Origin of the sequence: Streptomyces sp. ERV7 (assembly GCF_001653515.1) — a bacterium.
GTDB lineage: Bacteria > Actinomycetota > Actinomycetes > Streptomycetales > Streptomycetaceae > Streptomyces.
In genome coordinates this window covers 1,498,888-1,511,173 of sequence record NZ_LYOY01000040.1, presented here as the reverse complement: position 1 = coordinate 1,511,173, position 12,286 = coordinate 1,498,888, and the positions used below count along the sequence as shown (strand labels likewise).

General features: G+C 72.6%; 11 protein-coding genes and 2 pseudogenes. 4 read left to right on the top strand and 9 right to left on the bottom strand.

Annotated elements, in window-relative coordinates:
• Positions 1-16: 16 nt before the first annotated feature.
• The 9 genes and pseudogenes from A8W25_RS21460 to A8W25_RS21425 form a co-directional block, all read right to left on the bottom strand.
• Entirely contained in the window at positions 17-412 is a 396-nt protein-coding gene (locus A8W25_RS21460; RefSeq protein ID WP_067163748.1) for a hypothetical protein, read from the bottom strand.
• Positions 413-588: 176 nt separating this feature from the next.
• Positions 589-1,887 (bottom strand): annotated as a pseudogene (locus A8W25_RS32740) (DUF3492 domain-containing protein); the annotation flags it as partial.
• Between the two features lie 190 nt (positions 1,888-2,077).
• The gene (locus tag A8W25_RS21450) at positions 2,078-3,742 is read right to left on the bottom strand and encodes a dipeptide ABC transporter ATP-binding protein (RefSeq protein WP_079126228.1); all 1,665 of its coding nucleotides are present in this window, start codon (positions 3,740-3,742) and stop codon (positions 2,078-2,080) included.
• Positions 3,739-4,728, bottom strand: coding sequence for an ABC transporter permease (locus A8W25_RS21445; RefSeq protein ID WP_067163746.1), 990 nt, complete (start codon positions 4,726-4,728; stop codon positions 3,739-3,741). Before A8W25_RS21445 ends, A8W25_RS21450 begins: the two co-directional genes overlap by 4 nt.
• Positions 4,725-5,710 (bottom strand): annotated as a pseudogene (locus A8W25_RS21440) (ABC transporter permease). Before A8W25_RS21440 ends, A8W25_RS21445 begins: the two are co-directional and overlap by 4 nt.
• A gap of 2 nt (positions 5,711-5,712) precedes the next feature.
• The gene (locus A8W25_RS21435) at positions 5,713-7,434 is read right to left on the bottom strand and encodes an ABC transporter substrate-binding protein (protein WP_067163744.1); all 1,722 of its coding nucleotides are present in this window, start codon (positions 7,432-7,434) and stop codon (positions 5,713-5,715) included.
• A gap of 174 nt (positions 7,435-7,608) precedes the next feature.
• Positions 7,609-7,704 carry an Ms4533A family Cys-rich leader peptide gene (locus A8W25_RS35615; protein WP_324616262.1) on the bottom strand — a complete coding sequence of 32 codons (96 nt, stop codon included), beginning with the start codon at positions 7,702-7,704 and terminating at the stop codon, positions 7,609-7,611.
• Positions 7,705-7,792: 88 nt separating this feature from the next.
• Entirely contained in the window at positions 7,793-9,235 is a 1,443-nt protein-coding gene (locus A8W25_RS21430) for a DUF3152 domain-containing protein (protein WP_079126305.1), read from the bottom strand.
• Positions 9,236-9,321: 86 nt separating this feature from the next.
• Entirely contained in the window at positions 9,322-10,290 is a 969-nt protein-coding gene (locus A8W25_RS21425) for an alpha/beta fold hydrolase (RefSeq protein ID WP_067163741.1), read from the bottom strand.
• A 117-nt stretch (positions 10,291-10,407) separates the two neighbouring features.
• Between A8W25_RS21425 and A8W25_RS21420 the strand changes: the two genes are divergently transcribed.
• The 4 genes from A8W25_RS21420 (at position 10,408) to A8W25_RS21405 (ending at position 12,269) form a co-directional block, all read left to right on the top strand.
• A complete protein-coding gene (locus tag A8W25_RS21420; RefSeq protein ID WP_067163739.1) occupies positions 10,408-10,626 on the top strand; it encodes a hypothetical protein in 219 nt (72 codons plus the stop codon).
• Positions 10,627-10,771: 145 nt separating this feature from the next.
• Complete coding sequence (locus A8W25_RS21415) at positions 10,772-11,413, top strand: TetR/AcrR family transcriptional regulator (RefSeq protein WP_067163737.1); 642 nt, start codon at positions 10,772-10,774, stop codon at positions 11,411-11,413.
• Positions 11,414-11,546: 133 nt separating this feature from the next.
• Positions 11,547-11,774: a DUF3107 domain-containing protein gene (locus A8W25_RS21410; RefSeq protein ID WP_067163735.1), complete on the top strand. Its 228-nt coding sequence runs from the start codon at positions 11,547-11,549 to the stop codon at positions 11,772-11,774.
• A 231-nt stretch (positions 11,775-12,005) separates the two neighbouring features.
• Positions 12,006-12,269 carry a hypothetical protein gene (locus A8W25_RS21405; protein ID WP_067163734.1) on the top strand — a complete coding sequence of 88 codons (264 nt, stop codon included), beginning with the start codon at positions 12,006-12,008 and terminating at the stop codon, positions 12,267-12,269.
• Positions 12,270-12,286: the final 17 nt, after the last annotated feature.

Here is a 12,286-nt window from a genome sequence, read left to right as displayed (position 1 = left end):
CGGGCATCAGTGCGCGTCAATGCGTGTAGTGCTGTTCGGGGGTCGATGGGCGTACGGAGTGGGCCGAGGCGCGGGCGAGGACCGCGGTGGCCCGGGCGAGCAGGGCGAGGGCGGCGGCGCCGCAGATCGCGGCCGGGACGGCGCCCGCGCCGCCCGCCTCGACGGCGGCGGTCACCGGGCGGGCGAGGGCGTCGCAGCCCGGCAGCCGGCCGGCGAGCACCAGGGCGAGGGCGGCCGCCTCGGCGCAGGCCGCCGCCCGCAGTGCGGCGGTGGCGGCCGGTGCGAAGCCGTGCAGGACGAGCAGCCGTGCCAGGAAGAGCAGCGCCCCGGGTGCGGCGGCGGACGCGAACGAGCCGTGGCCGTAAGCGAGTCGGCCCGTCAGCAGGACGGCGGTGAGCGCGGCCAGGAACACGGCGACCGCGCCGAGCAGCAGCGGGCGGGAGCGCCCGGTGAACTCGTCCAGACGTCACCGTCACGGTCGGCCGGACCCGCCGCACCCGCGTCGCGCCCCCCGCCCGGCGCGTCGCCGTACCACCCGGGCCCCGGCCCGTGCGGCGCGTCGCCGTACCACCCGGGCCCCGGCCCGTGCAGGTGCGTCCCCGGGGCGGCTCCCGACGCCTGGCCCGCGTAGAAGATCCGCAGCCGGGCGTCCGGTTCCGCGCGCCGGACCTCCGCGAAGGCGTGCAGCAGGGCGATGAGGTCCTTCGTCGGGTCGATGCGGCCGACCCAGACCAGCGTGGTGGGGTCGCCCGCGCCGGTGTCCTCGCCCACCGTCTGGAAGCGGTCGGCGGCCATGCCCGGGTACACCGTGCGCAGCTTGGCGCGGTCGGCGCCGCACTTCTCCTGCCAGCGGCGGGTGTGGGTGTTGCCGGGGGTGATGAGCGCGGCCCGTTCGTACACCTCGGCGGCGAGCCGCCGGTGGAACGCGGCCATCAGCGCCCGCACCGGGACGCGCGCGTCGCCCGCCGCGAGGTACTGCGCGCGCAGCTGCACCCCGTACTCGGTGACCAGCAGCGGAACGCCGAAGAAGCGTTTGGCCAGCAGCCCCGGGAGGGCGGCGGAGCCGCCTCCGGCCGCATGGCAGAGGTCGACGTCGCCGAGGCCCGCCGCGTCGTACCAGTCGAGCGAGAGGGGGCGCAGGGCGCGCTCCAGCAGGTCGGCGAAGGCCAGGTAGTCGGGGACGCGCGCGGCCTGCACCGCGCGGCTCGCTCCGGGGGTGCGGCAGGCGGCCTCCAGGACCCGCACGGCCGTCTCGGAGCGCAGGGCGGCGGACAGCCCGCCGCACTCCCTGGCCAGGTCGGCCAGTCCGTACAGCGCGTCCGCGAACCGCGACGGGCCGCCCGTGGGGGCGCCGCCGGGCACGCCCGTCGCGACGGCGTCGAAGGCGACGGTGAGGGCGTCCGGGTCGCAGGCGCGACCGGCGACCCGCCCGTCGGCAGGCGCTCCGCTGCCGCCCGGCCGCTGTCCGGGCACGCCTCCCAACAGGCCTTCCCGGGCCGGAACTCCGGCCCGCGCGCGCTTCGCGGGCGCGCCGGGCAGCCCGCCGTCGCCGTCCGCCCCGCCCGGTCCCGCCATACAGATCGCGCCCGCCAGTTCGCGGAAGCAGGTGGCGAAGCGGTGTCGCTCGCGGCGGCCGAGACGGCGGCTCCCCTGAGCGCTCTCGGGAAAGCGCCCCGGCTCCTCCGCCGCCCACAGCGGGGCCGTGCGCACCCGGCGGACCTGGGGCGGCAGGGCCACCCAGCCGCGTTCCTCCTGGGCCGCCGTGCGGCTCAGCGCGTATATGTCGAACTCGTGCCGCGCGAGCCCGCGCACGAGCCGGTCGCACCACAGCCTGGACTCGCCGGTCGTGTACGGATAGCCGCCGTCGGTGAGCAGTCCGATCCGCATGTACGCACCCCCGATCTCCCTGGTGGGCGGCCGCCGTTGCTCCGGCGACTCGCAGCGGGATGAACGTAAGCGGATACGACGGTGGCGCGATGGACGGTTGTCCATCGCGCCACCGGAAGGGGTGAATGCACGTAACTTTCCCACCCCGGTCGCGTTCCGTCGCGCTACGGGGCGGGAGAGTAACGGAGCGTCAGGCCACGGCCACCTCGTCGCGGTTCTGCTCCCGCAGCTGCTCCCGCAGCTCCTTGCGGGCGGCCCTGCGCACCGCGGCGAGCACCGGGTCGACGGTCGGCACGGCGGCCAGGAGCTGCCGCGTGTACGGGTCCTCGGGCGATCCGTACACCTCGTCCACCGCGCCCTCCTCCACGATCCGGCCCCGGCGCATCACCGCGACCCGGTCGCTGACCTGCCGTACGACGGCGAGGTCGTGCGCGATGAAGACGAGCCCGAGCCCGAGTTCGCGCTGCAACTCGGCCAGGAGCTCGGTGACATGGGCCTGGGTGGTCACATCGAGCGCGGAGACCGGCTCGTCGCAGACGATCAGCTGCGGTTCGGCCGCGAGCGCCCGGGCGATGCCGACGCGCTGGCGCTGGCCCCCGCTGAACTCGTGCGGGTAGCGGTCGTAGCGGTCCGGGTCGAGGCCGACCCGCTCCAGGAGCTCGCCCACGCGCGCGCGGATGCGCTTGTCGTCCCGTACGCCCGAGGCGCGCAGCGGGTCGGCCACCGACTCGCCGATCGAGCGCCTCGGGTTGAGCGAGGCGACCGGGTCCTGGAAGACCATCTGGACGGCCGTGCCGTCGCGCCGGATCGTGCCGGAGGTGGTGTCGAGCAGGCCCACCAGCATCCGGCCCAGCGTCGTCTTGCCGCTGCCGCTCTCGCCGACCACGCCGAGGGTCTCGCCGCGCCGCACGGTGAGCGAGACACCGTCGACGGCGGTGAACGCCGACTTGCCGCGCCCGAACACCTTGCGCAGGTCACGGGCTTCGAGCAGCGGCTCACCGGCGGCGGAGGCGGCGGGCTTGGCCACGTCGAGGCGCGGCACCGCCGACAGCAGCTCCTTGGTGTAGGCGGCCTTCGGCGCGCCCAGCACGTCCCGTACCGGCCCGCGCTCCACCGCGCGCCCCTGCCGCATGACCAGGACGTCGTCGACGCTCTCCGCCGCGACGCCCACGTCGTGGGTGACCAGCAGCAGCCCCATCCCGGTCTCCTGGCGCAGCCCGTGCAGCAGGTCGAGGATCTGGGCCTGGACGGTGACGTCGAGGGCGGTGGTCGGCTCATCCGCTATCAGGAGCTTGGGCTCGCAGGCGAGCGCCATCGCGATGAGCGCGCGCTGGCGCATTCCGCCGGAGAACTCGTGCGGGCGCGAGCGCGCCTTGCGGGCCGCGTCCGGGATGCCGACGCGGTCGAGCACCTCGACGGCACGCGCGCGTGCCGCCCGCCGGGAGCCGCCCCGGTGCACCCGGTACACCTCGGCGATCTGGTCGCCGATGGCGTAGTACGGGTCGAGCGAGGAGAGCGGGTCCTGGAAGACCATCGCCGCCACTCCCCCGCGCAGCCGCCGCAGTTCGGCGTCGGAGGCGTTCTGGACGTCGGTGCCCGCGACCCGCACGCTCCCCTCGACCTGGGCGCCGGTGCCCCGGTGCAGGCCGAGCAGGGCGTACGCGGAGGCGCTCTTGCCGGAGCCGGACTCGCCGACCACGCCGAGCGCGGCGCCGGGCGCCAGGCTGAAGGAGAGCCCGTCGACGGCCCGGGTCTCACCGAAGGCGATGGCGAGGTCGGTGACCTCCACCAGCGGAGCGGAGCCCCGGGGAGCGGACACCGGCTGCGCGGAGCCCTCCGTCTGCCGCTCGGTCATGACAGCACCACCCGTCGGTCCGCCATCGCGTACAGCGCGTCCGCGAGGGCATTGGCCAGTACGACGAAGAATCCGGTCGTCATGACGACGCCGACCACGACGGGCAGGTCGACCTGGCGGACCGAGTCCACCAGGAGCTTGCCGATGCCCTGGATGCCGAAGAGCGACTCGGTGAGCACGGCGCCGCCGAACATGGAGCCCGCGTCCAGCGCGCTCAGCGCGATGACGGGGGCGACCGCGCCGCGCAGGGCGTGCTTGCCGACGATGGCCCGCTCGGTGAGCCCGTACGCCCGGAAGGTGCGCACATGGTCCTCGGCGAGGGTCTCCAGCATCGAGCTGCGCACCAGGCGCGCGTACTTGGCGCTCTCGATCAGCGCCAGCGAGATCCACGGCAGCAGCAGTCCCCAGAACCACTGCTCGGGGTTGTCCGAGAAGGGTGTGTACTGCGGGAACGGCAGCCAGCCGAGCGTCGAGCAGAAGACGATGATCAGTACCAGGCCGATCACGAAGACCGGGGTGGAGAAGCCGACGAGGGTGAGCCCGGTCAGCGTCCGCTCGACGGCGCCGCCGCGCTTCCACGCGGAGAGCAGTCCGGTGCCGACGCCGAGCAGGATCCACAGCACGAACGCGCCGATCACCAGCGAGCCGGTGACGGGCAGCTTGTTCACGAGGATGTCGGTGACCGGCGAGTCCTGGCGGTAGGACAGGCCCAGGCACGGCGCGTCGCAGTGGACGACGCCGACGCCGGAGGAGAAGTCCCGGCCGGCGAAGAGCCCCTGGAGGAAGTGCCCGTACTGCACGTGGATCGGGTCGCCGAGCTGGAGGCGGTCGTGCACCTGGGCCACCTGGGCCGGGGAGCAGCGCTCGCCGCAGACGATCTGGGCGACGTTGCCGGGAGCGGCGTAGAAGACGAGGTAGACGACGACGGAGAGGGCGAGCAGCACGAAGACCGCGCCCGCGAGCCGCCGCAGCAGAAAGCCCGTCACTTCGAGGCCTCCTTGGGGGACTTGGCGCCCTTGCGGGACTTGACGCCGACCTTGAGCCGGGAGGCGGCCCTCGGGTCGAGCGCGGTGCGCACGCCCTCCCCGACGACGGTGAGCGAGAGCACGGTGACGAACAGGAAGCCGGCCGGCAGCAGCAGATACGTGGGCGCCGACTGGTACCAGGTGTTGGCCTCGGTGAGCATCTGCCCCCACGACGGGGTGGGCGGCTTGATGCCGACGCCGAGGAAGGAGAGGGCCGCCTCGATGGAGACGTTGGCGGGGACGAGCAGCACTCCGTAGGTGATGACGGGCGCGGCCAGCGCGGGCAGCAGCTCGCGCCGGGCGATCGCGAGGCGGCCCCAGCCGCTGAGCCGGGCCGCCGAGACGTAGTCGAGCGACTTGAGGCTGAGCGCCGAGGAGCGCACGATCTTGGAGGTGCCGGACCAGCCGACGACGGAGATGACGAAGGTGATCAGCACCGGGCGCGGCACCGAGTCGGGCACGATCGCGATCAGACCGAGTCCGATGACGAGCAGCGGCAGCGCCACCACCACGTCGGTGAACCGGCTGATGACCTGGTCGGCCCAGCGCCCGCCGAGCGCGGCGAGCAGACCGAGGCTCACCCCGATGAACACCTGCACCAGGGTGGCGATGAAGGCGACGCCGAGCGAGACCCGGGCTCCGTAGACGAGCCGTGCGAACAGGTCGCGGCCGGTCTGGGGCTCCACGCCGAGCCAGTGGTCGCCGCTGATCCCGCCGAACGAACCCTTGGGCACGCCGCCGGCGGCCGAGTCGACCAGGGCCGGGTGGAAGGCGTTGGGGTCCTGCCCCTCCAGGGCGGTGAGCAGCGGCGCGGCGAGCGCGACGAGCACGAGCAGCGCGAAGACGACGGCGGCGACGGTCACGGCGCGCTGGGCGCGCAGCCGCCGCCAGAAGCGGCCACCTGGGCCGCTCCCGCCTCCGAGGCCAACAAGGCCTCACTCATGGCTACTTGACCGCGACCTGGGAGATGTCGAGCACACCGGTCCAGTCGCTGATGACGACGTTCTTGATGTCCTTGCCGACCAGGCGCTTGTAGACCGGGTGGAAGAGCGGGACCACGACGGCCTGCTCACCGATCTTCTTGTCCAGGGCGCCCCAGCGCGGCGCGGCCGCCGCGAGGTCGGTCAGCTTGTTGATCTCGTCGACCTCCTTGTTGACCGCCGGGTCGTCCAGGAAGCCGGTGTTGAAGTTGGCGCCGCCCTTGACGATCTGGCGGCCGTCGAAGATCGGCGCGAGGAACGGGCCGCCGGACGGCCAGTCCGCGCCCCAGCCGCGCAGGAAGAAGCCGGGCTCCTTGTCCACGCTCTGGATGGTGTCGTTGTAGTCGTTGGCCTCCAGGCCCTGGAGCTTGACCGTGATCCCGGCCTTCTTCAGGGCGTCCTGGAGGGCGGTCGCCACCTCGGGGCCCTTGGGGCCGCCCTTGGCGTTGGTGTGGGTCAGCGTGACGGTGAGACCGTCCGCGTGGCCCGCCTCCTTCAGGAGCTCCTTGGCCTTGGCCGCGTTGCCGGAGGCGCCCGCCGGGAAGTGGTCGAACTCGGTGTAGCCGAACGCCTTCTGGTTGGGCAGGAAGGTGGTGGCGGGCTCGGCGAGCGAGGAGCCGCCGACCGCGTTGACGACCGAGCTGCGGTCCACCGCGTACGCGATGGCCTGGCGCACCTTCGGGTCGTCGAACGGCTTCACCTTCGGGTTGAAGCCGATGTAGTTGGTGTAGCCGAAGTGCCCGGTGCCCACGCGCGCGGCGAGCGCCTTGTCGCCGCCGATCTTGGAGAGCTCGGCGGGGCCGAGGTTGGTGTCGGTGGTGACGGCGGCCGAGTCCGGCCCCTGGGAGGCGGAGAGGCGCTGGTTGACGACGGAGGCGTCGAGCCCGGAGCGCACGTCGATGCTGTCCGGGTACGCCTTGCGCTCGGCGTCGGTGGCCTCGGACCAGTGGGGGTTGCGCTCCAGGACCAGGTGCTCGCCGTCGTTCTCGTTCTTGACGACCTTGTACGGGCCGGAGGAGACCGGGTGCGACTCGTACTTGGTGCCGGTGTCCTTGGCCTTGGGGACCGGCGCGAACTGGGTCTGGGTCGCCAGGTACGGGAACTCGCCCTCGGGCTTGTTCAGATGGAAGACGATGGTCTTGGCGTCGGGCGTCTCGATGGAGGCGAGGCCCTTGCCGCCGTCCTTGTAGGGACCCTCGTACTTGTCGCCGCCGACCAGCCAGTCGCGCAGGTAGGGCGCGCCGCCGGAGAGCTCGGCCGCGAAGGACCGCTCGATGCCGTACTTGATGTCGGCCGTCGTGATGGCCGTGCCGTCCTCGTACTTGAGGCCGTCCTTGAGGGTGTACGTCCACACCGTGGCGTCGGCGTTGGGCTTGCCGGTGTCGGTGGCGAGGTCCGGGACGACCTTGGTGCCCTCGGCGCCGGCCTCGCGGTTGCGCGTGGTGAGCGTACGGAACACCAGGGACGGAACGTTTCCGCCGCCGGAGGTGTAGAGCCGCGCCGGGTCGAAGTCGGTCTGCGGCTCGTTGTTGAGGACGGAGAGGGTGCCGCCCTTGGCGGGCTTGGCGTCCGAGCTGCCGCCGGCGTTCTTGGCGCCGCTGTCGTCGGGGCCGCAGGCGACGGCGCCCACGGCGAGAACCACGGCTATCGCTGCCGCTCTTGCGACGTTTCCGGACATCTGACGCATCGGAATGAAGACCTCTCGGGTGACTGCCGGACAAGGGCAAAAGGGACGCGGGCGTCTGCCTCGGCCCATGACGACGTCATGGTCTTCGAACAAGAGGGAGTGCTGCGCCCGCGCGGATGAGCAAAGACGGAAGTACCCGGGCGCAAGTGGAAGGAAACTGCGCGCGAGTGGGCGTCAGCAACAGTGAATGTCGGCAACGCAGAGCCCGGTCACGCCGATCAGCGCCAGCTCGATGGCGGCGCGTGCGGGGGTGAAGGGGCGGTGCGGCATGCCGAGAACTATGCAAAGCCCCGCTGTCCACTGTCAACCGAGATTGAGACGGTTGTCCCACACTGTGGACAGCGGGGTCGGACTGGTCTCAACCAGTCGGGAAGGGCCAGGCGTTGGGACGGCACTTGATCCCGTCTATGTCCAAGGACTTGGTCTGCTGCTGCATCACCGGGGCGAGCGCCCCCGGAGTGCGACAGCTCACATGTCCGTGGCCGAGCCGGTGTCCCACTTCGTGGTTGATGAGCATCTGCCGGTAGGCGTACATCGCCTGGGCGCCGAACGTCTCCGAGCCCTGCGCCCAGCGGAACGCGTTGATCATCACGCGCTCGGTCACGGCCGAGTCGCAGGAGACGTTCTCCTCGGTGACGTCCAGCTCCGACTTGGCGCACCAGACCCCGGTGGTGCCGGGGCTGGCCAGCGTGACGACGAAGTCGGGCTTGCCGGAGGAGATGCGCTCGAAGGTCTTCGCCCCGTCGTGCGACCAGCTGCGGTCGTCGTTGAGGGTCTTCTGCACGGCCTCGGCGAAGAGGGCGCCGTCCAGGTCGAGGCCCTTCTCGATGTCCACCCGGTAGCGGTACTTGCGCCCCTTGCCCGGGGCCGCCGCGAAACCGGGCACGGCCTCGAACGAGCCGGACCCCTTCAGCTTCGGGTCGATCGGGTACTGCAGCGCCATCTTCTGCTCGTACGTGGCGGGCTTGGCCGGGGCCGCCTGCTGGGGCGTCGACCGGCCCTTGGAGCGGGAGGCGGGGCCGTCCGAGCCGCCCCGGGCGTCGTCGTCGGCCGACTGCGCGCCGGTCCGGTGGCCGCCGTCGGAGGTGACCTGACCGGCCACCGCGACCGCGAGCACGGTGGTGACGGCCGCCGCCGCTATCCCGGTGAGGGTGCGGCCCTTGGCGGACTTCCCCTTCTTGACGGTCTTCTGCTCGGGTTCCGGCTCGACCCGCTCGGGGGCGGGGACCGGCCGCGACACGGAGGGCGCGGGAACGATCCTGCGCTGCGCACCGGTGTCGGCCACGACCATCCGGCGGTGGGAGCCCGTGTCCGTCGGGTCCACCCTGCGATGCGAGCCGGTGTCGACCGGGGAGACCCGGCGGTGGGTGCCGGTGTCCGTGGGCGCGACCCTCGGGTACGAGCCGGTGTCCGTCGGCCCGGCCGGGCGGTAGGTACCGGTGTCCGTCGGACCGGACATTCGGTGCGCGCCGGTGTCCGTCCACTCGGCGCCGTCGAAGGCGTCCATGTACTCGCGCCGGGGTCCCGGTATTCGGACACCGGGACCGGGCCCGGCCGGGGCCGGGGAGCCGTACCGGTCGCCGGGGTGCGGCGCGGCGGGCTCGCCCCAGCCGCCCCCGCCCTCGTGGTGCTCGGGGTGGCCGCCGCGCACCTGGTGCACGCCGTGCGCGGGGGTGGCGCCGCCCTGGTGCTGGGCGGCGGGGCCGCCCTGGACGGGGCGGATCCTCGGTACCTGGCCGGTCGGCGGGCCGTCGGCGCGGCGGCGTCCGCCCGCCTGCTGTACGCCCTCCACCACGGGCATGTGCCCGGTGGTGTCGGCGGCGCGGGTGGCCTCGGGAGTGCCCCCGGGTGCGCCCTTGGGTCGGCTGTGTCGTCCCACGCCCCGGATCAGCTCCTGTTTCCGCAGTCGTCGACCAGGTCCCGGAAGGCCTGCGCGACCACCTCCGGGTACTCCATCATCGCCACGTGCCCGGCGTCGGGCAGGGTCAGCAGTCTCGACCCGCGGAACGCCGCGGCCGCTCTGCGGGCCATCCGGAACCCGACGAGCTGGTCCCGGCCGCCGTACACCAGCAGCGTCGGGGCGAGCACCCGCTCGGCCTGCCGCCAGAGCCCGTGCTGCCCGCCCAGGGTGTACGCGTCGACGACGCCCCGCGCCGAGCGGGTCATCGCGTCCCAGAAGTACGGCAGCCGGAGGCGGCGCTCCATCTCCTCGACCGCGGCCCGGAAGGCCTCGGGGCTCACCCGGCCCGGGTCGCCGTAGCAGAGGGCCATCACTCCGCGGGTACGGTCCTCGGCCGTCCAGTCCTTGGTCATCCGCGTGAACAGCGAGGCCACGCCCGGCACCGCGAGCAGGGCGGTCGGCCAGGCGGTGCGCTGGGCGCGGATCTCGGGGAGCGCGGGCGAGACCAGGGTGAGGGTGCGCACCAGGTCCGGGCGGACCGCCGCGACCCGGGTGACGACGGCGCCACCCAGCGAGTTCCCGAAGAGGTGGACGGGCCCGCGCCCTTCGGCGTCGAGCAGCCGGATCACCGCGCGCGCGTGGCCGGTGACCGAGTAGTCGCCGTCGTCCGGCGGCGCGGAGTCCCCGAAGCCGGGCAGGTCCACGGCCTCGCAGTCCACCTTCTCCGCGAGCAGCGGCATCAGGCCGGACCAGTTCTGCGAGGAGCCGCCGAGCCCGTGCACGAACAGCGCCGGGTCGAGTCCGGGTCTCGTACTCGGACGGGTACGGATGTTCAGCGTCAGTCCGGGCAGACTCACCGAGCGCAGCTCTTCACCGTCCGCCACCCGGACCGCGCCCACCCGGGGTACCGGGGCGACAGCGGCGGCAAGGGTTTCCGGCAGCTCGGTCGAAGACATGCGGCAATGTTACGAGACGATCACACCGTGGTTCATGTGTTCGCCGTCACAGATCGCATAGCGGTGCGCAGAGCTAGCCCATAGGCTCGTAACCAAGCCCTCCAAAAGGGAGCAATCATGCCCGTCGACCCCAGTGATCCCGAAGTGTTCGAGGAAGAACCCGACGCGGTGGAACTCGACGAGGAGACACCCGAAGCGGACGCGGCCGAGCAGCACACCGACGTACGGCAGGACCACGACGAGCCACTCACCCATGTCGACCCGGACGCGGCGAACGTGGCGGATGTGGCCGAACAGGCCCGGGTCGTCTCCCTCGACGAGGACGACTACCGCTGATTTGTTCGGATAACCGGGCGTATCTCCAGCTACCCAGCGCGTCCGGTCCGTGAAATTCTGCGTGCGCACCGCGCACAGCCGGGTTACCCAAAAGTACGATGGCGGCGCGCGTACTCGCGCACGAGATCAATTTTTGGGAGGCGGCGTGACAGCCATCGAGCAGACCGAGGCAGCGCGCCCGCGAGGCACGCGTCTGCCCCGCCGGGCCCGCCGCAACCAGCTTCTGGGCGCGGCCCAGGAAGTCTTCGTCGCACAGGGCTACCACTCGGCCGCGATGGACGACATCGCGGAGCGGGCCGGCGTCTCCAAGCCGGTCCTCTACCAGCACTTCCCCGGAAAGCTGGATCTGTACCTGGCCCTGCTCGACCAGCACTGCGAGGCACTGCTCCACGCCGTGCGCACCGCGCTCGCCTCCACCAGCGACAACAAGCTGCGCGTCGCCGCGACCATGGACGCCTACTTCGCGTACGTGGAGGACGAGGGCGGCGCCTTCCGCCTCGTCTTCGAGTCCGACCTGACCAACGAGCCCGCCGTGCGCGAGCGCGTCGAGCGGGTCAGCCTCCAGTGCGCCGAGGCCATCTCGGACGTCATCGCCGAGGACACCGGCCTGTCCAAGGACGAGTCGATGCTGCTGGCCGTCGGCCTCGGCGGGGTCTCCCAGGTGGTCGCCCGCTACTGGCTCTCCAGCGAGTCGACGATCCCCCGCGAGAAGGCGGTGCAACTGCTCACCTCGCTGGCCTGGCGCGGTATCGCGGGCTTCCCGCTGCACGGCACCGAAGGCCACTGAACAGCGCTTGCGGGGTGCGGGTGTTCGCTCCTAGCGTGCGGCGCCGCGCCCGTCCGGGTCCCCTCTCCGGGCTAATGTGTGCGGGGTACGGCGCGGCTGACCGCGCACCGCAGACCGTCGGAGGGACATAGCCGTGGAGGTCAAGATCGGCGTGCAGCACGCACCCCGGGAGATCGTGCTGGAGAGCGGGCAGTCCGCCGAAGAGGTCGAGAGCGCCGTTGCCGACGCCCTCGCCGGCAAGGCGCAGCTGCTCAGCCTCCAGGACGACAAGGGCCGCAAGGTCCTCGTGCCGGCCGACCGGATCGCGTACGTGGAGATCGGCGAGCCGACGGTTCGCCGGGTGGGCTTCGGCCAGCTGTAGCCCGTAGAACGCGTGGCAGAGGGAGCGGCCCGGCGGTCATCGACCGCCGGGCCGCTCCCTTTCGCGCTGTGCGGGCGCCGTCCGAGCCCTCTTCGGGCGCTGTGCGCCGGGCGGGCGCTTCCTGTGCCCGTGCTGTGCTCCACACGGTGAGTGGAGGATTGCGCTCCGTCGGCGTCGGGTAGGACGGGCTGTGACCTGATACGCCTGGCCACACCGCGGGAGGGGACGTACATGCTCCTGGAAGCGCTCGGCTCCGTAACGCTCGGAATCGCCCTCGCCTGGACTGCCGCGTCCCGTCTGCCACACCGTCTGCCCGAGCGCCGAACCGTTTTCGCGGTGGGCTCGCTCGGCGCCCTGTTCGGCGCCTTCCTGACCCACTCGGCGGTCGGCCCGGGGCACGCGGTGACGACGGTGGTGGGCGCCACGTTCATCGCGGTGGTCGCACTGTCGCTGCTGCTGCGCCCGAGGGGCCGCCTGCGCCGCTCAGCGGCGTAGGCGGCGACGTCACACCG

What these genes read in the sequence shown, in the direction of transcription:
- A8W25_RS21450 (WP_079126228.1), bottom strand. Translation starts at nt 3,742, where the DNA reads ATGACCGAGCGGCAGACGGAGGGCTCCGCGCAGCCGGTGTCCGCTCCC.
- A8W25_RS21435 (WP_067163744.1), bottom strand. Translation starts at nt 7,434, where the DNA reads ATGCGTCAGATGTCCGGAAACGTCGCAAGAGCGGCAGCGATAGCCGTG.
- A8W25_RS35615 (WP_324616262.1), bottom strand. Translation starts at nt 7,704, where the DNA reads ATGCCGCACCGCCCCTTCACCCCCGCACGCGCCGCCATCGAGCTGGCG.
- A8W25_RS21430 (WP_079126305.1), bottom strand. Translation starts at nt 9,235, where the DNA reads ATGCCCGTGGTGGAGGGCGTACAGCAGGCGGGCGGACGCCGCCGCGCC.
- A8W25_RS21425 (WP_067163741.1), bottom strand. Translation starts at nt 10,290, where the DNA reads ATGTCTTCGACCGAGCTGCCGGAAACCCTTGCCGCCGCTGTCGCCCCG.
- A8W25_RS21420 (WP_067163739.1), top strand. Translation starts at nt 10,408, where the DNA reads ATGCCCGTCGACCCCAGTGATCCCGAAGTGTTCGAGGAAGAACCCGAC.
- A8W25_RS21405 (WP_067163734.1), top strand. Translation starts at nt 12,006, where the DNA reads ATGCTCCTGGAAGCGCTCGGCTCCGTAACGCTCGGAATCGCCCTCGCC.